Annotated in this window: 21 protein-coding genes; 8 read left to right on the forward strand and 13 right to left on the reverse strand. The window is 57.9% G+C overall.

Translation table 11 applies throughout. The features are described 5' to 3' along the window. Positions 1-18: 18 nt before the first annotated feature. Complete coding sequence (gene hslU / locus ACR0JX_RS10385; RefSeq protein ID WP_480543723.1) at positions 19-1326, reverse strand: ATP-dependent protease ATPase subunit HslU; 1308 nt, start codon at positions 1324-1326, stop codon at positions 19-21. 188 nt (positions 1327-1514) lie between these two features. Here hslU and ACR0JX_RS10390 point away from each other — a divergent pair, with 188 nt between their 5' ends. Then, positions 1515-2756 carry an MFS transporter gene (locus ACR0JX_RS10390; RefSeq protein ID WP_480543724.1) on the forward strand — a complete coding sequence of 414 codons (1242 nt, stop codon included), beginning with the start codon at positions 1515-1517 and terminating at the stop codon, positions 2754-2756. Here the strand turns inward: ACR0JX_RS10390 and hslV are convergent. Continuing rightward, complete coding sequence (gene hslV, locus ACR0JX_RS10395; RefSeq protein ID WP_480543725.1) at positions 2748-3305, reverse strand: ATP-dependent protease subunit HslV; 558 nt, start codon at positions 3303-3305, stop codon at positions 2748-2750. The two genes, ACR0JX_RS10390 and hslV, sit on opposite strands and share 9 nt — an antisense overlap. A gap of 197 nt (positions 3306-3502) precedes the next feature. On the opposite strand from hslV, the gene ACR0JX_RS10400 reads away from it, so the two are divergent. Next, on the forward strand, positions 3503-3697 hold the full coding sequence (locus ACR0JX_RS10400; protein ID WP_170534298.1) for a DUF1127 domain-containing protein: 195 nt from the start codon (positions 3503-3505) through the stop codon (positions 3695-3697). Between the two features lie 61 nt (positions 3698-3758). Here the strand turns inward: ACR0JX_RS10400 and ACR0JX_RS10405 are convergent, their stop codons facing one another. From ACR0JX_RS10405 to regB, 10 genes are all read right to left on the reverse strand, one after another. Further along, positions 3759-4121 (reverse strand): Lin0512 family protein, encoded by a 363-nt coding sequence (locus ACR0JX_RS10405; RefSeq protein WP_480543726.1) that lies wholly within the window; start codon positions 4119-4121, stop codon positions 3759-3761. Beyond that, positions 4118-4468 (reverse strand): Lin0512 family protein, encoded by a 351-nt coding sequence (locus ACR0JX_RS10410; RefSeq protein WP_480543727.1) that lies wholly within the window; start codon positions 4466-4468, stop codon positions 4118-4120. Before ACR0JX_RS10410 ends, ACR0JX_RS10405 begins: the two co-directional genes overlap by 4 nt. A 75-nt stretch (positions 4469-4543) precedes the next feature. Then, a complete protein-coding gene (gene trxA, locus ACR0JX_RS10415) occupies positions 4544-4864 on the reverse strand; it encodes a thioredoxin (RefSeq protein ID WP_170534304.1) in 321 nt (106 codons plus the stop codon). A gap of 60 nt (positions 4865-4924) precedes the next feature. After that, positions 4925-8284, reverse strand: coding sequence for a double-strand break repair helicase AddA (gene addA / locus ACR0JX_RS10420; RefSeq protein ID WP_480543728.1), 3360 nt, complete (start codon positions 8282-8284; stop codon positions 4925-4927). Beyond that, the gene (gene addB / locus ACR0JX_RS10425; protein ID WP_480543729.1) at positions 8281-11205 is read right to left on the reverse strand and encodes a double-strand break repair protein AddB; all 2925 of its coding nucleotides are present in this window, start codon (positions 11203-11205) and stop codon (positions 8281-8283) included. The genes addA and addB overlap by 4 nt, the downstream gene beginning before the upstream one ends. Next, the gene (locus ACR0JX_RS10430) at positions 11198-11884 is read right to left on the reverse strand and encodes a nucleotidyltransferase family protein (protein ID WP_480543730.1); all 687 of its coding nucleotides are present in this window, start codon (positions 11882-11884) and stop codon (positions 11198-11200) included. The genes addB and ACR0JX_RS10430 overlap by 8 nt, the downstream gene beginning before the upstream one ends. After that, positions 11881-12885: an aminoglycoside phosphotransferase family protein gene (locus ACR0JX_RS10435; RefSeq protein WP_480543731.1), complete on the reverse strand. Its 1005-nt coding sequence runs from the start codon at positions 12883-12885 to the stop codon at positions 11881-11883. The genes ACR0JX_RS10430 and ACR0JX_RS10435 overlap by 4 nt, the downstream gene beginning before the upstream one ends. Continuing rightward, entirely contained in the window at positions 12882-13355 is a 474-nt protein-coding gene (gene tsaE, locus ACR0JX_RS10440; protein WP_480543732.1) for a tRNA (adenosine(37)-N6)-threonylcarbamoyltransferase complex ATPase subunit type 1 TsaE, read from the reverse strand. The genes ACR0JX_RS10435 and tsaE overlap by 4 nt, the downstream gene beginning before the upstream one ends. Positions 13356-13396: 41 nt before the next feature. Then, positions 13397-14905: a PAS-domain containing protein gene (locus ACR0JX_RS10445; protein ID WP_480543733.1), complete on the reverse strand. Its 1509-nt coding sequence runs from the start codon at positions 14903-14905 to the stop codon at positions 13397-13399. 68 nt (positions 14906-14973) lie between these two features. Next, positions 14974-16371 carry a sensor histidine kinase RegB gene (regB, locus tag ACR0JX_RS10450; RefSeq protein WP_480543734.1) on the reverse strand — a complete coding sequence of 466 codons (1398 nt, stop codon included), beginning with the start codon at positions 16369-16371 and terminating at the stop codon, positions 14974-14976. 90 nt (positions 16372-16461) lie between these two features. Here regB and ACR0JX_RS10455 point away from each other — a divergent pair, with 90 nt between their 5' ends. From ACR0JX_RS10455 to ACR0JX_RS10465, 3 genes are all read left to right on the forward strand, one after another. Beyond that, entirely contained in the window at positions 16462-17085 is a 624-nt protein-coding gene (locus ACR0JX_RS10455) for an SCO family protein (protein ID WP_480543735.1), read from the forward strand. 83 nt (positions 17086-17168) lie between these two features. Then, positions 17169-17723 carry an ActR/PrrA/RegA family redox response regulator transcription factor gene (locus ACR0JX_RS10460; protein ID WP_480543736.1) on the forward strand — a complete coding sequence of 185 codons (555 nt, stop codon included), beginning with the start codon at positions 17169-17171 and terminating at the stop codon, positions 17721-17723. A 232-nt stretch (positions 17724-17955) separates the two neighbouring features. Further along, positions 17956-19182, forward strand: a complete 1227-nt coding sequence (locus ACR0JX_RS10465; RefSeq protein ID WP_480543737.1) for a CapA family protein — start codon at positions 17956-17958, stop codon at positions 19180-19182. Between the two features lie 14 nt (positions 19183-19196). Here the strand turns inward: ACR0JX_RS10465 and ACR0JX_RS10470 are convergent, their stop codons facing one another. Next, complete coding sequence (locus tag ACR0JX_RS10470; RefSeq protein WP_480543738.1) at positions 19197-19790, reverse strand: HD domain-containing protein; 594 nt, start codon at positions 19788-19790, stop codon at positions 19197-19199. A 207-nt stretch (positions 19791-19997) separates the two neighbouring features. Here ACR0JX_RS10470 and ACR0JX_RS10475 point away from each other — a divergent pair, with 207 nt between their 5' ends. The 3 genes from ACR0JX_RS10475 (at position 19998) to ACR0JX_RS10485 (ending at position 22567) form a co-directional block, all read left to right on the forward strand. Beyond that, positions 19998-20312 carry a hypothetical protein gene (locus ACR0JX_RS10475; protein ID WP_480500812.1) on the forward strand — a complete coding sequence of 105 codons (315 nt, stop codon included), beginning with the start codon at positions 19998-20000 and terminating at the stop codon, positions 20310-20312. 103 nt (positions 20313-20415) lie between these two features. Next, positions 20416-21804, forward strand: a complete 1389-nt coding sequence (gene ahcY, locus ACR0JX_RS10480; RefSeq protein WP_480543739.1) for an adenosylhomocysteinase — start codon at positions 20416-20418, stop codon at positions 21802-21804. A gap of 13 nt (positions 21805-21817) precedes the next feature. Next, positions 21818-22567 (forward strand): extensin-like domain-containing protein, encoded by a 750-nt coding sequence (locus ACR0JX_RS10485; RefSeq protein WP_480543740.1) that lies wholly within the window; start codon positions 21818-21820, stop codon positions 22565-22567.

A 22567-nucleotide genomic window follows, 5' to 3' on the forward strand; every position in this document is an offset into this window, starting at 1 on the left:
AAAATCCAGCTGAATCTGTTACAGAACGTAACGGCTCAGGTCGGTGGATTTGGTCAGCTCGCCCAGGTTTTCTTCGACGAAGGCGGCATTGACGGTGATCTCGGTCCCGGCCTTGTCGGGTGCGGTAAAGGACAGTTCCTCAAACACACGCTCTATCACGGTGTAGAGCCGCCGCGCGCCGATGTTTTCGACGCTCTGGTTCACATCCGCCGCGATCCGCGCCAGCGCCGCAATGCCGTCTTCGGTAAAGCTGACCGTGACCTCTTCGGTACCCATCAGGGCGGTATATTGGCGGGTCAGGGCGTTGTCAGTTTCGGTCAGGATGCGCACGAAATCTTCTTCGGTCAGGGCGCGCAGTTCTACACGGATCGGCAGGCGGCCCTGCAGTTCGGGCAATAGGTCTGATGGCTTGGCGATGTGGAAGGCCCCGGACGCGATGAACAGGATGTGGTCGGTTTTCACCGGGCCATGTTTGGTGCTGACCGTCGTGCCTTCGATCAGGGGCAGCAGGTCGCGCTGTACCCCTTCGCGGCTGACATCGCCGCCGCGTGCGTCCGAGCGGGCGCAGACCTTATCGATTTCATCCAGAAAGACGATGCCGTTTTGTTCGACGGATTCCAGCGCGATGCGGTTGACGGTTTCATCATCCAGCAGCTTGTCGGCCTCTTCGCCGATCAGGGCGTCATAGCTTTCGGCAACGGTCATCCGTTTCTTGACGGTACGCCCACCGAAGGCTTTGCCGAAGATATCGCCCAGATTCATCATCCCCATCTGGCCACCCGGTTGGCCGGGAATATCGAACATCGGCATCGGGTTTGCGGTTTCCGATAGCTCCAGCTCGATCTCCGTATCATCCAGATCACCCGCTTTCAGCTTTTTGCGGAACATCTCACGCGTGCCCTCGCGTGCGTCTTCGCCTGCAATAGCGGTGATTACACGATCCTCGGCGGCCTGATGCGCGCGCGCTTTGACATCCTCGCGCATGTATTCACGGGTTTGAACGATGGCGGCGTCAGCTAGGTCGCGGACGATCTGCTCAACATCACGGCCCACGTAACCGACCTCGGTAAACTTGGTGGCCTCGACCTTGATAAAAGGTGCGCGCGCCAGCTTGGCCAGGCGGCGGCTGATCTCGGTTTTGCCCACACCGGTGGGGCCAATCATCAGGATGTTTTTTGGATAGACCTCATCGCGGATGTCATCAGACAACTGCTTGCGCCGCCAGCGGTTGCGCAACGCCACGGCAACGGCGCGCTTCGCATCTTTCTGACCAATGATGAAACGGTCCAGTTCCGAGACAATCTCGCGCGGGGTCAGGTCGGTCAAGGCGCAGTCCTTTCAGTCGGCGGGTCAAACTTGGGCTTAGGTAATCATGTGCAGCATGAAAACAACCAAGTGGCTGTATTGGCAGCGTTGGTTAGCAATGCACCACCCGGTTTGCAATGCTTTCTATAGGTGAAGCGCGCCTGCTCTGTTACAGTGATTTCAATGCCTTGCGGGTCAGGAGCGCAGAGATGACGAAAATCGCCAAGATCACCCTGTTATTTGTGGTGTTTGTGGACCTGATCGGACAAGGCCTTGTTTTTCCGATAATCAACTCGCTGATCATGGAAACGAAATCGGGCTTCCTGCCCGACAGCACGCCCGAAGGACGGCGGCATTTCTACTATGGTCTCGTGATTGGGTGCTTCTTCCTGTCCTGGTTTCTTGGTGTGGTCTATGTCTCGAAAGTCTCAGATTCCATCGGGCGCAAGAATGCTTTGCTGGTTTGTCTGGGCGGGGCGCTGGTAGGCTATGCGCTGACCATCGCGGCGCTCTATATGAACAGTCTGATCATGCTGATTGTCGGTCGGTCGATCACCGGGTTCACGGCAGGCAACCAGCCCATCGCGCAGGCAGCAATGATCGACGGTAGCACAGATGCTGCGGACCGTGACCGAAACATGGGGTATATCGTGACGGGCGTCAGCTTTGGCCTTGTGGGCGGCCCGATTATCGGAGCCGTCCTGTCAGATGCCGCCCTGCTAGGCAGCTATGCCACCCTAAAAACCCCGTTTTATGGCGCGTTTGTCCTCGTGCTGATCGCCATCTTCCTTGTGATGACATATTTCAAGGACACCCGCACCGAACGCGAGCCCTTTGTCTTTCGCCCGCGTGACATCACCGACAGCCTGATCGCCGTGCGCGGCCATCCGATGGTTCTGAAAATCATGCCGGTCTATGCGTTGTTCATGGTCGCCAACGTGACCTTCTATGTCTTTGTCGACAATTTCCTGACCAGCGCCTGGGGCTACGGCGTGATCGGCGGCAGCATGGCGATGGTGGTCATCGGTTTTGCGCTGGCCTTTTCCAGTACTTTCCTTGTCAAGCCGGCGCAGGAGAGATTCAGTAAGCACCAGATCATCTACACCTCATTGGTCATCATGGTGATCTGCGGCTTCGCTTTCGCCTTCAGCCCCAGCGGAGTGCTGAGCTATGTGCCGGTCTTCTTCTTCTACTTCTTCTTCGGCGTGTCCTATCCGACGCTGTTGGGCCTGTTTTCCTCCAGCGTTGCCGAAACGGATCAGGGTTGGGTCATGGGTGTGACCACAGCCGTCTTCTGCCTTGCGGGGGGCATCATGTCGCTGATCGGCGGCGGATTGATGAGCATCGATATCCGCCTGCCCTACTACATCGTGATCGCGACGGCCTTGATGGGCCTGATCGGGATGCACCTGAGGTGGAAAGGGAAAGAAATCAAGGCGCTGTTAGCCTGAGATTGTCTCGACCGTCAGGTTGCCGTTGGTGTAGACGCAGATATCCGCGGCAATGGCCATGGCCTCACGCGCCACTTGCTCGGCCTCTTTGTCGCTGTCCATCATCGCGCGTGCTGCGGCGAGGGCGAAGTTCCCACCCGATCCGATGGCAGCCACGTTGTGCTCGGGTTCCAGCACATCCCCTGCCCCAGTGATCACCAACAGGTCCTTGCCATCGGTGACAATTAGCATCGCCTCAAGCTTTTGCAGGTATTTGTCGGTGCGCCAATCTTTGGCCAGTTCCACAGAGGCGCGGGCCAGTTGGCCGGGCGTGGCTTCAAGCTTGGCTTCCAACCGCTCCAGCAGCGTGAAGGCATCGGCAGTTGATCCGGCAAAACCAGCAAGCACCTCGAACCCACCGGGCGACAGACGGCGCACCTTGCGGGCGGTGCCCTTGATCACGGTTTGGCCCAGACTGACCTGCCCGTCCCCGGCAATGACAACCTGCCCGCCTTTCTTGACACCAATGATGGTCGTGCCGTGCCAACCGGGGAAATCGCTGTCTGCCATGAAAGCCTCCGTTCTGCTTGTCGCTATATATGGGCCGGGCGCTGGATCGGCGCAACCCGTTCTAAAACTGCGTAAAAGATATGCAATAGACGCAGATCGGGACTGTCAAACGAGCAATTGTGAGTCCGGGTCGCGCATCCTACATGAGGCTTACAACCGACAACGGGTCGGCTGTTTCAAATCCAAGGACTGCGCAAATGGCAACCACTGCAAATATTCATGCGCCGCTCGGAGCAGCTACCATCCTGCACGTAGTGGACGCGTTCTCGAACGCTTTTGAAACCGTTGTTGAATGGAACGAGAGCCGCAAAACCCGCAAACTGCTGTCTCAGCTGACCGACGCTCAGCTGGAAGACATCGGCTTGGTTCGCGCGGATATCGCGAAGCTCTGATCCTTCGACCGGATCACCAAATCGGAACAGCCGCCCGGATCCCCGAGCGGCTTTTTCTTTGTCAGCTTTGGACGTATTTCCCTAGCTGAGATGGCACAAAGGCCTCAATCGCGGCAGTGGCAACCACATGTCGCGTGCCAGCGGCCTTATCCACTACATCCTGTCCACCCAGAACCGCGCGCACCTCAGCTTTGCCGCGTGGTAGATCGTCTGCGACCAGATCACAATCGACCAGATCGGGGTTTTGCACACCAATCGTCACTTGGACCCGCATCTCAGCGTGATTGATCCCCAGGTTCGAAAACAATGTGATCGAGGAATGATGTAGTGCATCCTGCACCGCCCGTCGTGCAGCCTTGGTGTAATCCTGACCATACAGGTCGTTCCCCATCCCCATTTCAAGAATGATACGCTGTTCGCTCATTGCACGGCCTCCATATCAAACGAAACCGCCAACGCAGCGTTAGCGATCACCGTTCGGCCCTCCTCACCCGGTTTCTCGATATCAAGCCCTCCCTTGGCGACCGAGACGCTGGGGTTTCCATAGGGAAACACAGCCAAGAGCTGGTCGGTGTCCACCTGTTCGGGCTGCTGCACACCGATTTCGACATCTATGACCATCGAATCTTTGGGAAAGCCGAACAGCTCGGCCATGTTGATCGAGTTATGCCACAGCGCGTCCTTGATCGCCCGTCGCGCGGCTTCGGTGTAATCCTCCCGGCGCAGGGACGTTCCCATTCCGAATTCCACCAATACCCGTGTTTTGGCCATCTGCCCCCTCCGATCTTTCAACAAAAAAGGCGCCCGGGTACAGGCGCCTTTGGTCTTTCTCTGATCTCAGACAGATCAGATGGATTCGTCGATCCAGCTTTGCAGAGCGGCCTTCGGCGCCGCGCCTGCCCGGTTCGAGACGACCTGGCCGTCCTTGAAGATGAACAGCGCCGGGATGCCACGCACGCCCATGGCGGCGGCGGCGTTCGGGTTGCTATCCACATCGACCTTGGCGATTTTCACCTTGTCGCCATACTCGGCGGCCAGTTCTTCCAGCGCGGGGCCGATCTGTTTACAGGGGCCGCACCATTCGGCCCAGAAATCCACAACTACGGGAACGGCCGAATTCTTGACTTCGGCGTCAAAGGTGTCGTCGGTAACGGCAACGGTCGACATATTCTGTCTCCTGAATGGGGTAAACTTGGGATCAGAACGTAGGTGCCGCCGTAGGGAAGGTCAAGATATCTGGGTGCGGGCCAGTGCGTCCGTCACAAGATCGTGTGGCAGCCACATCAGTTCAGCACTGCGCGTCCAAAGGATCGCGGTGCGGATGGTCTTGTCAGGATAAATCTGTGTCAGCGCTTGCGCATAAGCCCCCATCTGACGCAGCAGGCCTTCGGGGCAGGCTTCGGCGTTTGTGGGAACCGTAGCATTTGATTTGAAATCAATAACATGTACTTCGGTGTCGGTCACGATCAACCGGTCGATAACCCCACGCATGCGCTGCCCGTTCAGGTCGGCAGACACGGGAACCTCTGCCAGAGCATCGGGGGCGAATATTGGTTGCAGGTGTGCGGCTGTCAGAACTGCTGTGGCTTCGGCCAGCAGCTCATTTCGTTCCCCGTCATGCATATCGGGCAGAACGCGGGCGCAAAGCTCGGGCCAGCTATCGTGCGCCGTGCCGGGCAAATACTCCAGCAGCAAGTGCAGTCGGGTGCCGCGCAGCTTTGCGGCCTCTTCATCCTGGCCCGCGTCACCAGGAAGCGCCTTGGCCCCGCCCAGATCGGATGGGCTGACGGTTTCAAGGGTCTCAGGCGCATCTTGCATCGGGAGCGCGTAGAAGTCGGGCAGATTGGGGGATGTTTCCGACGGCTCTGAATGCGCGACCAGAGGCAAAGCATCCCAATCGCCATGTGCCAACCTGCGTGTATCTGTTGCCTCCAGCTGTGTCGCCCCTGCCCGCGCCATCGCGGCCTCAACCATTTGATACCAGCTAGACCCGTCCTTGCCGACATCACCAGCCGCTGCCATGATCAACCACTTTTCGGCCCGAGTTAGAGCCACATAGAGCAATCGTAACCGCTCATTTTCTTCCCGACTACGTGCCTCCTCCCGCGCCCGAGTGATCAGTTTGGGTGAGGCATCCGCCGGAACTTTCCAAAGCGGCACCCCATCTGCGACCATGATCTCGGCATCGCGCGGGGCCTGGCGTTTTCCGGTGTCGGGCAGGATCACAATGGGCGCCTCCAACCCTTTTGAGCCATGCACCGTCATGACGCGGATCATGTTGCCCACACCGCTCATCTGCCGTTTGATTTCCAGATCATCGGTCTGCATCCAGACCAGAAAGCCGGTCAGGCTGGGAATATCGGTGCGTTCATAGGCCAAGGCCTGCGATAGCAGGGCATTGATTCCATCCTCGGCTTCTGCCCCAAGCCGCCCGAGCAGCTTTCGCCGCCCGTCGTGGCGGGTCAGAATGCGCTCGATCAGGTCGTAAGGCCGCAGAAAGTCGATTTGGCTGCGCAAATCGTTGAGCATGGCGAGCGTTTCGGGGAATTCTTCCGCCCGGTTACGCAGCGCGGCCCAAAGATAGGTTTCCTGCCGTCGATGGGCCAGATCAAACAACGACTGTTCGGTCCAGCCGAACAGCGGGGATTTTAGAACAGTGGCCAGCGCCAGGCTATCCTCAGGCGTCGCAAGAAAGCTCAGCAATGCCGCAAGGTCTTTGACCGCCAGTTCTGCGCCCACTTTCAATCGATCCGCCCCTGCGATGGGCAGCCTTTTGGCCTTACACGCGCGTATGATCTCGGCAAACAGGTCCGAGCGACGCTGAACAAGGATCAGAAAATCACCCGGCTGTATTTTGCGACGCACGAAAGTGCCGGGCTCTTGACCGTCCTCGGGGATCGTTACATCGCCATCAATCATTTCCTGGATCGATGATGCAATCTGGTCGGCAAGAAGAACCGTGTGATGGCGCGATCCGGGCCGGTCTACCGGGTCGGTCCAGTCGCCGTCTTCATCATCCTCAACCTTCTCAATTGCTGGCCAAAGATCGACACGCCCTGGCAAGCTTTCCTTGAAAGCAATGTGAAGCGCCTCGTCCTGAAAGCCCGCTTCAGCGTGCTCTTCAAACAGAATATTGACTAAAGAAAGGATCGCGCTTGAGGAACGAAAGGAATAAGCAAGTTCAGATTTCTCCAACTTAGAGCCTGATTCCGCCAGTTTCCGCCCAAACTCTGCCTGCATCCGATCAAAGGCTTGCGGGTCTGCGCCCTGGAACGAATAGATCGATTGCTTCTTGTCCCCGACCACGAAAATCGTGCGTTCGACCCCGGACCGGGCCCCTTCCCCGCTGGTGAATTCCTGTGCCAGTTTTTCGATCACATCCCATTGATCCGGGCTGGTGTCCTGTGCCTCGTCGACCAGAATGTGGTCGATGCCACCATCCAGTCGATACAGTACCCATTCCGCCACGGCCGGGTCGTTCAGCACCTGTCGCGCGCGCAGGATCAGATCGTCGAAATCCAGCCAGCCGCGCAGCTGTTTGCGGCGCTCATATTCCGGCAGGAAGGCGGCGGCAAATCGGTGCAGAACGGCGGTTTTCTGGGCGGCGACCAGTGCCAGGCGCTGCTCCCGCGCCGCTTCGATCCGCAACATCAGCACCTCAAGCTGCGGCATCCGGTCAGCCAGCGCGCCTTCGCGCAAGGCTTTCGTGGGGAAGCTGCCGATTTTAGCAGAGAACGGGTCTTTCGCCGCCTTGCCTGTCAGCAAAACCCCTTCGAGCAGCGGCAGTTGCGTCAATCGCGCCTCTGTGAATCCGGCCAGTTTTGTTGCTGCCTTGGCATTGTTGCCGCCGCTTTCCATAAGCACGGGCAGGAGCGATTGAATCAACTCAACCTCACCGCCCATAAATACCTGGGACAGCAGACTGTTTTCATCAAACTCATTCGGCAGACCAAAGCGATCCAAAAGGTCAGACCACTGCAAAGGCTGATCAAACAAGCTCCGCCTTTGGGTCACTGCCGCTGTCAGCCTGTCAAATCCGGTATCGGTGATGAACCGCGCGACGTCTTCGATCAGAGGCGCCTGAGGGCCCTCGGCGAAATCTTCGATGATCTCTTCACGCAACAAGGCTGCGGCGCGATCTTCCATTTCTGCAAATTGCGGACTGACGCCCGCTTCCAACGGAAAACGACGTAGGAGTGAAGCGCAGAACGAGTGGATCGTCTGAATTTTCAGCCCCCCCGGCGTTTCGATCGCACGGGCAAACAAGGTCCGCGCCTGCGCCAACCGATCTGGGTCAATCGCCCCTGTTACTCCCAAATCGACCAATTCGCCTTCAAGCCTGTGGTTAGCCAGCATTGCCCATTCACCCAGGCGCTTGAACAACCGGTTTTGCATCTCGCTGGCCGCAGCCTTAGTGTAGGTCAGGCACAGGATGTGCTGCGGCTGCACCCCATCCAACAAAAGTCGTGCCACGCGGTCGGTCAGAACCCGTGTCTTGCCCGAGCCCGCATTGGCAGCGAGCCAGGTCGAGGCGTCGGGGCGCGCGGCCTGTACTTGCCGCTCGGTCGCATCGTTGCGCGCGGTCATGTCAGATCCTCTGGTCGGGTTTCGGCAGAACGGTCCCATTCACCGAACCGCGCCAGATGATCATAGTCGCCAATATCGGTGTCCTTGTGCAGCATCCGGCGGGATGAAAACCCTTGATCAGGCTCTAAATAGGCGGAAATGAGCTGTTTCAGCTCGGTCAGGACCTTCTCGGTCGGTTCTTTGACTAGGGGGGCTGCGACCTCTTTGTAGCTGCCACCCATCCCGATAAAGATCGCCTCGGCCACGTCTGTTGGATCGATCCCTTCAATGGCCCCTTGTTCGGCCATCGCCGCCTCGATCAGCAATTGTTTGTCAAACTTGGCCTGCTGGCTTTCGCTCGGCGGCACACCGGTTTTGTAGTCGATGATCCGCAACACACCCCGGCTGTTGCGGTCAATCCGATCGGCGCGCCCGGCAATGGTGAAATCTAGTGGAGTCAGCGCCAGTTTCATTGCCGCTTCAAAGGCCACCGGTCCGCCATCACCGCGTCGGGCGGTCTCGGCGCGCAGAAAATCTTCGGCAATTCGGTCTAACCGCGCCAGCCAAAGCTTGCGCGCGGTGGGCCATGCGACGTGCTTTTCCAGCAAATCATGGGCGCGTTTCAAGAAATTCTCGCGCGTCAGCAAGGCGGCATCCAACACGCTTTCCTTGACGAAATGTTCGAGAATTTCATGAACCACGATCCCCCGCAGCAGCGCATCCGGGGCTTGCACCAGTGGATCAAGCGGTCTTAGTCGCAGTACATGTTTGGCGTAGATCGCGTAAGGGTCGCGGATCAGCCGCTTGATCTCGGTCACCGACAAACGGTTCGGTCGCGCAGCAACCGGAGGGCGCGGCGATGGCCGGTGTGCAGGGTCGACCCGAGGCGCCTGTTCCAATGTCTTGGCCCAACTCAGGTAGGTTTTCCCCCGCGCTTTCATGTCAGACAACGCCGCCCGGCCCCCCTGATCTGGCAGGCCATTCAGCAGATTGGTCAGGCGGTTCAGCCAACGGGAGGGCACAGTTTCCGCGTCATCCGAGCGGATTGCACGGGTCAGCCAGACCTCAGGCGCGCCGATGGCTTGCTGAAAATCATGTGCCGAAAGGCCGATCCGGCGTTCTGGCAGCAACAGGCCTGCCTTATCGCGCATCTGACGGTTCAGCCAGGGGTCCGGTGCCGGAGCCTCGGGCCAGCTGCCTTCGTTCAGGCCACCCAGAATCAGCAGATCAGCCCCTTGCACCCGTGCCTCAAGCGTGCCCCAGATCATGATATAGGGATGCGGTGCGTCGCGGTCGCGCACCTCTTCCCCGGCCAGCAAAGCCCCCAAAAGGTCTGCAAAGTCATGTGCGGTCATTGGGCCGCCATGTTGGGCCTCATCTTGCAGGGCAGTCAGGACGCCCAGCGCTTTTTGGCCTGCGTTTTTGTCCCAGAGCGTACCCTGTTCTCCGGCAGAACCAGCCGAGATCGCCTCGGCCAGATCCCGTAACCGCCTGACCCAATCGGAAAGCGGATGCGTGCCCGAAACCTGCTGATCGCAGAAATACTGACCAACCCAGCCAATCCAGTCTGTGGATGCTTCGGTTCGGATAGCCGACGCCGTTAGGCTGACACGATCCGGAAACGGGGGGCCATGGCGACGCAGGTCCAGTTCCAGATCGCGGGTCTGTAGCAGATGGGTGCCACGCTCTCCACCATCATGGCAGAGGGGGTGTTTCAGAAGGGTCAACAGCGCCTCACCGTCCAGACGCCGGGCAAACAGGCCCGCAACATGGCGCAGGAAGCGGCCCGGAGGTGACAGCTGCAAGGGCAGACCCGCGCTGTCATCGGGCAAAATGTTCCACCGGTCCAGCGCTGCGCTGACTTGCCGGGTCAGCATCCTGTCAGGGGTGATCAGCGCGGCTGTCTGGCCAGTTTCTGCGGCCTCACGCAGGCGCAAGGCGATGGCCAGCGCTTCGGATCGGGGTGAATCCGCCTCGACCAGTGTCAGGTCTTTTGTTGCCTGATCCAGATCTGTCAGCTGCGGCCCTTCGGACATCCACGCATCGGTGATGGGTGCCGGGCGTAAGGCTAATGATACCAAACGGTTACGTGCGCGAGAGGGGGGCTCACCCCCTGTCCAAGACTGGATTTGATCTGGGGTCAAGCCCAGCTCTCGCATCAGTTTTCGGAACCGGAACTGCGGATGGTCTTCCGAAATCAGCGCCTCATCCAACCGATCCCAGACCGCCCGCGGCTGGTCGAAATCAAACCCCGGCAGGATCAGTGCCCCCTGCGGCAGTCTCGCGATGGCCTGCATCAGCATCAAAGTGGTGCCCCGCGATCCAGTTGAGCCCGCCAGAATGACCGGGTGCTGAGGAGGGGACTCTGCCCACCGCGCGATCAGGGCCTCAACCACCCGGCGTTGCCGGGTCGGTGCATCCATTGTTTGATCGCCCGCATCGACGAAATGATCTGCGATCCCGATGAAAGCCTGTGCGCGTGCCCAATGCCCGGACAAATCACTGACATCCAGCTGACGGATCGCATCGGGATGTACACCTTCGCCCTGCATCTCATCAATCAATGCGGCCAGGCTGTCGGACAAATCGAACAGCGAAGCCCGCGCTGCCAAATCCGGTTGTTGATCCAGCAGTTTGGCGACCAGCTGTGTCAGCTCCAAGCGCCGTCGCAGCGGCGGGATGGCGGGTGGAATTTGTGCCAGATCAGCGCTTTCGCCCAGATCTGTGACCAAAGACAGCCGGGGCAGCAGACAAGGCGGCCCCTCATCGAACAGGTCCCGTACGCGGCGCGCCATCCGGCGGGTATTGACCACCAGTTGCACGCGGGCCAGTGCTTCGGGCGGGCCAGCGCTGCGCTGGCGTAGCCCGTCAACCAGTGCTTTGGGAAAATCCGCGCCGGGTGGAACGGCAAAGACACGGGGCAGGGGGCTGGCGTCAAACATCGGCCAGCAGCCCCTCGGCCAGCGCGATCCCTTCGGGTCGCCCAACGTCGCACCAGCGGCCGGGATACTCGACCGCAAACAGGCGACTTTGCGCGTGCATCCGGTTCCAAAGCAGGTTCAGCGAAAAGGCCGGTTCAGCGAAATCCTGCAACCCGTCGGTCTTGATGATCTGCGCCCCGCCATAGACCAGCCCTGGCCCGCGTGTGATCCGACCGTCTGCATCGGCGGTGAAATCCCCGTCACCGCCGTGACCAATCGTGCGCCCAATCGGGATACACATCAGTAGCGCATCCATGCGCTCGGGATCCCACGCTTGTTGCAGCAATGTCAAAGGGTTCGGACCGGCCCAGATGGCATCTGTGTTCATCGTGAAAACCGGGTTCGAGCACAGCAGGGGCAAGGCAGCACGCAACCCCCCGCCGGTCTCCAATATCTCAGGCTCTTCCCGCGACAGGAGCACACCCTTGGGTATCAGATGCGCCGCCAGTTGATCGGCGCGGTAGTGCAGATTGGCCACAACACGTTCCGGCCCCAGCGTCTCAACATGATCCAGCGCGTGATCAATCAAGGCGCGGCCAGCCACTTCGATCAGCGGTTTGGGGCGATCCTTCGTCAACCCTCCCATCCGGGTGCCAAACCCGGCAGCAAACATCATGACAGCGGTTGGAGTGTCGGTCATGCGGCCCTCAGCTTGGCCAGATTGTCGGGCGTGGGTTCGGGCAAAGCGTCTCGCAGCAATTGGGCCACCGGGATCAGGGCAGGGTGTTCCAGATCGCGCATCAAATGAGACCAGGTGGCCGGAATCAGATCGATGTATTTCGGCTTGCCGTACTCCATGGCCAGACGAGAGAAACCGCCCAAAATGCGCAGATTCCGCTGTGCTCCAAGCACCGCATAGGCAGCTCTGAAGTCGTGATCGTTTGCACCAGAGGCCGTGATGTAGCGATTGATCATCTGCATTTCGGTTCCTGCGGAAACCGAGCGGCGCACATCTTGCAACAGCGACACCAGATCATAGGCTGGGTGCCCCAGCATCGCGAGTTGAAAGTCCAGCAATCCGACACGTTGCACGCCGTCCCGGTCCGGTAACCAGATCAGATTCTCGGCATGATAATCCCGCTGGATGACAACTTTCTGACCCGAAGTTTCCTGATGCAGCAGGTCCGAAAACCGGGTTTGAAATCGGTCCATCGCTGCGTGGTCATAACCGCCCTGAATGCCTTGGGCGTATTTGGTGAACGACAGGGCCGAAAGGTCAGTCATCAGGGCAGGGTCGTATGATGGCAGTGACAGCAGTGGCGCCTGATGCAGGTGCACCAGAACATCGGTTGCGGCCCCATAAAGCAGTCGCTCTTTACCCGGATCATGATCCAGAACACGCGCAAACAGATCGTCGCCAAAATCCTCTAGCAGCAGAAAGCCGAACTCGGAATCTTCCGCGTAGATTTCCGGCGCATTCAGCCCGACCGAGCGCAGATATTCGGCGACACGCACAAAAGCGTCGACATCCTCACCCTTTTCTGGTGGTGCATCCATGAGAACGGCAGTCCGACCGGTCGCCGGGTCGGTCAGCCGTTCATATCGTCGGTTCGAGGCATCCCCTGCCAGGTGCGCGCGCTGGGCGCCAGCCCATGGTGTCTGCGCGATCAGGGCCTCGGCCAATACGGCACGGTTTGTCATGTGATCGCCTCCAGTCTATGCGTCCATTTCGGGTCAGACCACGTAAGTGTCAGATGCCGTGTTTCGGTTTCATTCGGATCTATCGCAAAGGACATGGTCAGCGCGGATTGCGGAGCTAAAGGACCTAGCTTATCGGGCCATTCGACAAGGCAGATTGCGGTCTCAAAGGCATCGATCAGGCCCAGTTCCTCAACCTCATCGACCGAGCTGATTCGGTAGAGATCGCAGTGCCAGATTTCGCCTGCCGCAGTGTCATAGCCCTGCACCAGCGTGAATGTAGGTGAAGGCACGTCCTCGGGCACCTGCATCAGAGATTGGATCAGGCTGCGTGCGAAATGGGTCTTGCCGCTGCCAATCGGACCTTGCAGTAGTAGAACATCGCCAACGGCCAATTCCGTCCCCAATCGGGCCGCCAATGCGAGCGTGTCTTCGGGTGAAACCAGGGTCATGGAATGGGGCGGCATTGTCATGCCGCCACAATGGCCCCACGTCTGGGCGGCTGCAACCCGGTTCAGGCGCTGATTTGTTCGATTGTAGGCTGCCTGCTGATCAGAGCCTCATGACCAAATCGGACAATGGTCGCACCGTTCTGCATTGGGGTTACGGTACAGTCCAATTTCGTGCCGTCGCGCATGCCAATCTCGGCCGACCATTCGGCCCGGTTATCGCGCATTTCGATGAAATCGCGAATCTCACCCAAAACAGGTGTTGCGACACAGTGCTCCTGCCATTTCCGGGTGACATCCATGGCTGTTTCCGCCTGAAACCCCGCATCCGCCGGATCGCCCCATAGCTGTTGATAAGCGTAGTTTGTAAAGGCCAGCGTGCCGTCATCGGCAAACACCGCGATTGCATCTGCCAGCTTGTCAAAGATGGATTGCATCAGGTCCATTTCTGACCGGAAACGGCGGGTCAACGTGATCTCGGCGGTGATGTCTTCGAACAAAAAGGCCACCGCGCCATCGGGATGTGGCCTCCCACTGACCGAATAGACCGACCCTGAGGGTAAAGACCAGGTTTCCTGATAATTTCCATCCTCTGCCGCTTCGAGCAGATCGTTCATCTGATTGCGCCACGAGCGGTAGTTCTTTGGCTCTGGCATCATGTGTTGTTCGCGCAGCATGTCAAAAAAGCTGGAGAGGCTGGGGCGACAGCTGAGAAAGTCAGGCGGCAATGTCGTCAGATCGATCAGTGCCGGATTGAACAGGGCCAGTTGGCGGTTGCGGTCGAAAATGGCCAGACCAATTGACAGCTGCGCAAAGGTTTTTGTCATCGTCTGCACGAATTTGCGCTGGGCGGTTTCTGCCTGGACAATGGCGTTGATGTCGACTGCGTAGCACAGACACCCTTGTTCGTCATCAACTTGAGTCAAATCGAACCAAAGCTGGCTGTCGCAATCATCAACCTTGACCGCGACACGCGCTTTGCCACTGGGCCCCGGTTTGTCATCCGCATTGGAAAACAGGGGCGCGGTCAGGTCCACGTCCGGGCCACGCGCCTTGCGCGCGACAGCAATATAGGCGGTGTTGCACCATCTGACCTGTCCGTTGTGATCCAGCAGCCAAACCGGATAGGGGGCCTGATCCATCGCATGCCGGATCGGGTCATTGGGGTCGCGCATATGTGTTTCGGTTGGTCGGGTAGGTTCGTGTAGTTGTACCCGGACAATTCCGTCGATCCATTCGCACAAAACCTCGCGCTCGACCGTGCAGTCGATGGCCGAGACAACCAGATTGCCTTGATCGCGCACTAGGTCAGGCGTTTCAGGGAAGGTGGGAAAATCCCTTTGCAAGAGGCGGCGCAGACCGCTCCAGTTTTTGACATCGTCAAATCCGGCCAGAGCGATGTCCGAATGGCTGATCAACCGAGCCCCATCGAACAGGAAGACGGCGTCAAACAAGGACGAGTTTGAAAACAGTCCATAGCTGTCATCCCGCCGCGGGCGCCGCGGCAATAGCCATTGAACGGCCAGACAACATGAAACCAAACTGATTGAGGCCAGGATGATCCAGTCAGCCATAGGAAACCCCATGCCAGATTACGTGCTGGGATCAGACTATTGCTCCGATTGGTTAACGCACTGTTAACTCACGCCCGAATGCGCTGGTTGCTGCCGGATGGCACTGGCGTGTCACCTTTTTGCGCGTCAATCATTTTGCGCGGCCATGAAACGCGCACGATAGCCCCCCGATGTGCCGGATTATCTGACAAATGCTGATAAGGGTCTGAGCCATTGGCAAATTCAAGCTCGGCTCCACTGCGTTCCAGTAGGGTTTTGGCGATAAACAGGCCCAACCCCATCCCTTCGTATTCGGGGCGCGCGCGTTGGTCTGACTCGGCCCGCCTTCGGCGCATGAACGGATCACCGATCCGGCCAATCAGGTGCGAGGGATATCCACGCCCATCGTCCATGATGCTGACGGTGATCTGATCTGTGGTCCAATGCGCCTCGACCCAGACATTGGAGCGCGAAAAATCCACCGCGTTCTGGATCAGGTTGCGCAGCCCGTGAATGATTTCGGGCTTACGCAGGATCGAGGGCTGCTGCACATCCCCATCCAACGCTGGGCCTTCGATGAAATGCACCAGCTTACCGCGTTCAATATGCGGTTCCGCGGCCTCGTGGATAACAGTCGAGATCGGGGCCTGGCGCAAATGCAAATCGTCCTTACCTGCCCGCCCCATATCACGCAGAATATCGCGGCAGCGATCAGCCTGTTCACGGATCAGGGCGGCGTCATCTTTCAGATCGGGGCGATCCTCAAGCTCTTCGATCAGTTCCGAGCTGGTCAGTTTGATTGTCGCCAGCGGCGTCCCCAGCTCATGCGCGGCGGCGGCGACAACGCCGCCCAGATCAGTCAGCTTTTGTTCACGCGCCAGCGCCATATGCGCGGCCGACAGCGCCTCAGACATGGATTGCACTTCGGAACTGACACGATGCGAATAGGCCCCGATGAAGACGATCGCAATGATGATAGCCGCCCAGTTGCCGAACAGAAGAATATCTGGGATGCGCAGAATGAACCCGATATCGGTGCGCAAGGGCAGGTGAAATTCAGCCAGTAAGGTGGCAAGGATGATGGCGACACCGCCCACGATCAGGGTAGAGCGCGTGCTCATAACATTGGCCGAGATCGTGACGGGCCCCAACAGCAGCAGGGCGAACGGGTTGTTCAAACCACCGGTCAGATACAGCAGAAACGCCAATTGCAACAGGTCAAACAGCACCATCAGGAAGTTTTCGAACTCGGACAGACGCTTGTTTTGCGGAAACAGGAAGATCGCCGTCAGGTTGCCGAGGACCGAGACTCCAACGGCCAGATAGCACAGTCCGAGCTCAAGCTGCACATGATAGGTTTGCTGCGCGACCGTGATGGCGGTGATCTGACCCACGATGGCCACCCAGCGCAGCAGGATTAGTGTGCGTAGCCGGATCCAGCTGCTGCGCTCCTGGCCGCGCCAAAACGTCTGATTGGAATCTGCCATGGGTCGATTATGTCCTGTTGCATCAGCTGTTCATCTTGATAGGTGTCCCGGCCGAAACGATCAACAATCCCTTGCGTATGGATATTCGTCATGACTCGCCTCTATGCAATTCTCGCAACTGTTGTCCTGGCTGTTGGCCTTGGGGCGATGTGGCTTTTGACACAAGGATCGGGGTCGGATGACAAATACGCCCAATGCCGGTCCAGCCAGATCGCAGGCGGGACCGCCACGATTGGCGGACCGTTCGAACTGGTCAATGGAAAGGGCGAGACGGTCACTGACGCGGATGTGATCACCGAACCGACGCTAGTCTACTTTGGCTACACCTTCTGCCCCGATGTCTGCCCGTTTGACATGTCCCGCAATGCCGATGCGGTGGATATTCTGGCCGAGCGCGGGCAATCGGTGACGCCCGTGTTCATCTCCATCGACCCGGATCGGGATACGCCCGAAGTGGTGGCCGACTATGCGTTCAACCTGCACGAGCGGTTGATTGCCCTGACCGGATCACCCGAACAGGTCAAAGCGGCCAGCCAGGCCTATAAAACTTACTACAAGGCCCACGACAAAAGCGACGAATATTATCTTGTTGACCATTCGACCTTTACTTATCTGGTCACACCCGAGGATGGATTTCTGGAGTTTTTCAAACGTGACGACACGGCCGAACAAATGGCCGACAAGATTGGTTGCTTTCTCGATCAGGCATCCTGAGGACAAGCCGGTTTGACCTTTAGAGCGGCGCTGCTATTACTCATGTTCAAGCCAAAGGCATGAAATAACCGAAAGACCCAAGAATGGCAGACCCTTCTCAGCTTGATATCGGCCCGGACAAAACTTTGCTTCTGGTGGATGATGATGAGCCGTTTCTGAGGCGTCTGGCAAAGGCCATGGAGAAACGCGGTTTCGAGGTTGAAACCGCCGGTTCCGTTGCCGCCGGTCGCGCCATTTCCACTGCCCGTCCACCTGCCTATGCTGTGGTTGATCTTCGGTTGGAAGATGGCAATGGGCTTGATGTTGTCGAGGTGTTGCGCGAGAAGCGCCCCGACAGCCGTGTCGTGGTTCTAACCGGGTATGGAGCCATCGCAACCGCGGTGGCCGCGGTCAAGATCGGGGCGACAGACTACCTGTCCAAACCCGCGGATGCCACAGACATCACCAACGCGCTGCTGGCCAAGGGCGACGAGCTGCCCCCGCCGCCGGAAAACCCCATGAGCGCAGATCGCGTGCGATGGGAGCATATCCAGAGAGTCTATGAGCTGTGTGATCGCAACGTGTCTGAAACTGCGCGGCGTCTGAACATGCACCGCCGGACATTGCAGCGCATTTTAGCCAAGCGCAGCCCGCGCTGACGGGTTCACATGGCCAGGCTGTCGTCTGGTCGATCCACCTTTGTAAATCTTTGAACATTCACTGCGCGACCGTTTTGGTCGCGTTTTTTGGTCTGGGTGTGTGACGGATTTACAGTGTAACAATATACTGAGTATCGTTTTGTTAACCCTATTTATGCTACCGCGAAGACCTATGCATGTTGGTGATCTGCATGCGTACTAAAGGTTCGGAAATGATAAGTGAGAAACCCCAGTGTCCCTATTGCCAAACACGCCGTATGAGGCGCTGAAAATCTCCAATCCCGTTTTGAAAGGGATTGTCGCGCTGGTGACAAAATCGGCTGAAACATTTGGGTTTTGGGCGCGCCCGCGCAAGGGGGCGGCGGGCGAAGTCTCGGAGATGAATTTGTTGGATAATCTGTACTGGGTTTATAAAAGCAAAAATCCGGTGCAATTGCCCGAACCCGAGCTGCAAACGTCTGAGTTTATGAAAGCAAAGCACGCTCAGCTTGCTCCGCGCGCTGAGGGTGAAAAGGTCGAGACTCTCACGCTGAGTTTTGCCGGGGATATCCTGCGCACGCATCGGGCTGAGCCCGCGCAGGATCAGGTTTATGCACAGATCGAAGACTTGTTGTTCAAAAACGATATCGTCATCGCCAACTATGAATCGCCTGTTACAACCCAACCTCTGGTGGATGAAGTAATCGGCGATGCCGGCCCTCCTGTTGAATGTGCGTCAGAGGATCAGTTCGATGCATTGACCTGCCATAAAGGTCGGGCGATTGATGTCTTGAATCTGGCAAACAATCATATCTTCGATATGGGCATCGAAGGCGTGGAAACGACACTGGCCACACTGGCCAAGCGGAACATCCTGCCGATTGGGGTGAGTGAAGCCCCGGCTGATCCGGACGCGGCTAACATCATCGAACGAAACGGGATCAAGATCGGTTTTGCGTCCTGCGCCTTTGGAACTAATGGTCAAACCCTGCCCGATGGACACGGCTATAATGTCAATCTGGCCAAGCTGACCTCCAAGCATCAGCCGCCCGATATCGAGCTGTTGAAAACGCAGATATCAAACGCAAAGGCCGCCGAATGCGATTTGATCATTGCGGTTCTTCATTGGGGTCACGAATTCGAGCTGTTCCCGCGACGGGTGCAACAAGAAGCGGCAGAGGAGTTGGCGGAGTTTGGAGCAGATATCATCGTTTGCCACCACCCGCATGTGCCCCAGCCAATTCAGCTTTATCGGCTAAAGTCCGACGCAGTCAAAACAGTGCCTATTGCCTATTCGCTGGGCAGCTTGCTGTGGGGGTTCTCTCATGAAGATATCGCAAGCAGTGTGATATTGCAGGCGGAAGTTCAAAAGGCCGGAGGTAAAACGACAGTCACAAGCGTGACCGCCACACCTGTCCGGTGGTCTGCCCACGAGTCTGAAGGACGCATCATTCAGAAGGTTGAACAGCGGGCGGATTAGTTTGAACGCTGCGTTCAAAGATGGCCCAGCAGCAGTTGATGCCGCTGGGTATATGCCAGTCGCACCTCAACCGGTGGGCGCAGCGTGATCTTCAAACCGTCCATAATGGCCTTATCGGGCCGCCCGAAGAACTTTGTCGCTTCAGCTTCGGAAAATCCTGCGATCTGGGTTGCTTCCATCCACGCACTGATCTTGTCGGCCTTCTTGATCTGTCGTTTTATCGTCTTTGGAACCTCGGCAGGCAGCCCGAACCGGATGTGGATCGCTGCCATCAGGCGATCATCCAGCGCGCCATAGCCCGGGCCGACGGCGGATTTGACGGGTGAGATCATGTCTCCGATCACATATTCCGGAGCATCATGTAGCAGCGCGGCCAGACGCCACTTCACCGGCGCTTTGGGCGCGATCCGGCCATAGAGCTCTTCAACCAAAAGGGAATGTTCGGCAACGGAATAGGCAAAATCGCCGTGTGTTTGCCCGTTCCATCGCGCAACAAATGCCAGCCCATGGGCGATATCTTCAATCTCGATATCCACCGGGGTCGGGTCCAGCAGGTCCAGCCTGCGACCAGATAGCATCCGTTGCCAAGCGCGAGGTTGTGTTGCCATTTTGCCATGCCTTGTGAAGTGGGACACATTAAAATCACGATTTTCTGCTATGATGTACCTGTCAGGATCACCAGCTGCCAACGTTTTCTTGAGCATTCGTGCTTTGAAATGAAACGATGCGATCCCGACATAAAAACCGAGGGGGGCGCACGCTTCTCCCGGTGTGCTCCTCTCACACAGCGAAACGCGAAACGAAAGGAGTTTGCTATGTTTAAGCGTTTATTCGCCCTTACCCTGACCTTTGGCATGGCCGCTACAGCCCCGCCCGCCTTTGCCCAAACCTGTGCAGAGCGCGCGCATGTGATTGCCAAGCTGCAGAAAAGCTACTCGGAAGAGCTGGCCTTTGGTGGTTTGCAGAAAACACGCGGCGCGCAGTCGGTCATGGAGGTCTGGACCTCAAAGGAAACGGGCAGTTACACCGTTTTGGTGACCCAGGCGAACGGCATTTCCTGTATTGTCGCCGTTGGCACCGATTTTTTCGAAGCGATCCCGAAAGTCAAAGTTGACGGCACGCCAAGCTGATAAAACTGGCGTAACACTCCGTTTTCGGACATCCACATTGCCACCTGCCCCAAGGGATGTTAGGGGCAGCCAAGTGTGATTGACCGGAAAAATGGAGCGCCAGATGGCCGGGGACTATATCGTTAAAGACATTTCGCTGGCCGGGTTTGGCCGCAAGGAACTGGATATCGCCGAAACCGAAATGCCGGGCCTGATGGCCCTGCGTGCGGAATACGGTGAAAGCAAGCCTCTGTCAGGTGCACGCATCGTTGGTTCGCTGCATATGACCATCCAGACCGCCGTTCTGATCGAAACGCTGGTGGCGCTGGGCGCGGATGTGCGCTGGGCGTCGTGCAACATCTTCTCAACCCAGGATCACGCGGCGGCGGCGATTGCCGAGGCGGGCATTCCTGTCTTCGCCATCAAAGGCCAGACGCTGGAAGAGCATTGGGATTATCTGGACAAATCCTTCCTGTTCGAAGACGGCCCCAACATGATCCTGGACGATGGCGGCGACGCGACGCTGTACATCCTGCTGGGCGCACGCGCTGAGGCGGGTGAAGACATCATTCCTGTTCCCGGCTCGGAAGAGGAAGAGGTGATCAAGAAGCAGATCGCCAAGCGCATGGCGGCCTCACCCGGTTGGTTCACCAAGATGCGCGACCAGATTCAAGGCGTGTCTGAAGAAACCACCACAGGTGTGAACCGTCTGTATCAGCTGGTCAAAGAAGGTCACCTGCCGTTCCCGGCGATCAACGTGAATGACTCGGTGACCAAGTCGAAGTTCGACAACAAATATGGCTGTAAGGAATCGCTGGTTGACGGCATCCGCCGCGCCACCGACACCATGCTGGCCGGTAAGGTTGCCGTGGTTTGCGGGTATGGCGACGTAGGCAAAGGCTCGGCTGCGTCACTGTCCGGCGCGGGTGCCCGCGTTAAAGTCACCGAAGTTGACCCGATTTGCGCCCTGCAGGCTGCAATGGACGGTTACGAAGTGACTCTGCTGGAAGACGAAGTCGAAACCGCAGATGTGTTCATTACCACCACCGGCAACAAGGACGTGATCCGCATCGAGCATATGCGTGCAATGAAGGACATGGCCATCGTTGGCAACATTGGTCACTTCGACAACGAAATTCAGGTGGCCAGCCTTAAGAACCACAAATGGACCAACATTAAGGAACAGGTGGACATGATCGAGATGCCTTCGGGCAACCGCATCATCCTGCTGTCCGAAGGCCGTCTGCTTAACCTCGGCAACGCCACCGGCCACCCTTCGTTTGTGATGTCGGCCTCCTTCACCAACCAGGTCTTGGCGCAGATCGAACTGTTCACCAAGGGTGATGAGTACGAAAACGATGTCTACATCCTGCCCAAGCATCTGGACGAGAAAGTCGCCCGCCTGCATCTGGATCGCATCGGCGTGAAGCTGACCAAGATGGACAATGAGCAAGCGGCCTATATCGGGGTGAAGCCGGAAGGTCCTTACAAGCCGGAACACTACCGCTACTGATTGTCGTCTGACGATGACACCGAATTCTGGACGCCGCCGATACTTGTATCTGGCGGCGTCTTTCGTTTTTAGAATAGCCGTCGTTGCAATCCTTCTGGGTGGCGGTGGCTGGGCCCTGTTGGCGCATCCCAAAACGCCCGTGCCGTCATTTTGGAACCCTTTGCGCGATCTCAGGGTGAAGGCTCCGGTCACACCAGTTACCAAATACCAACTGAACCGCGCCCTTGCGAATGAGATGCAGTGCAGGTCCGCGCTGTCGAATGCGGGTGCTCGATTTGAGGCGATGGATGATCTGGTCGTCGATCAGAACTGCGGGATCACCGGGCGGGGGCTGTTGTCACAGCTGGTGACCTCGCGGATCGATGCGGTCGAGACCAGTTGCCGGACAACCCTGCGATTGGCGATGTGGGAACACCATGTCGTGCAGCCTGCGGCGCGTGATTTCCTGGGTACGGATGCAGAAAAGCTGCGCCACGCTGGCAGCTACAACTGCCGCCGTATGCGCACTGCACAAGGTCAATCCAGCCGATGGAGCAGCCATGCCACCGCCGACTCGATTGATATCGTAGGGGTCGAACTGACCGATGGGCGGACGCTTTCGCTGTTGTCAGATTGGAATGCCGCGGGGCCAGAGGCCGCGTTTCTAAGACAGATCGGGCAGGGGGCCTGTGATTGGTTCCGCGTGGTTCTGGGCCCAGAATACAATCGTTTACATGCGGATCATTTTCATCTGCAGGGCCCCGGCTGGGGATTTTGCCGATAG

This window comes from Ruegeria sp. AH7 (genome assembly GCF_056541325.1).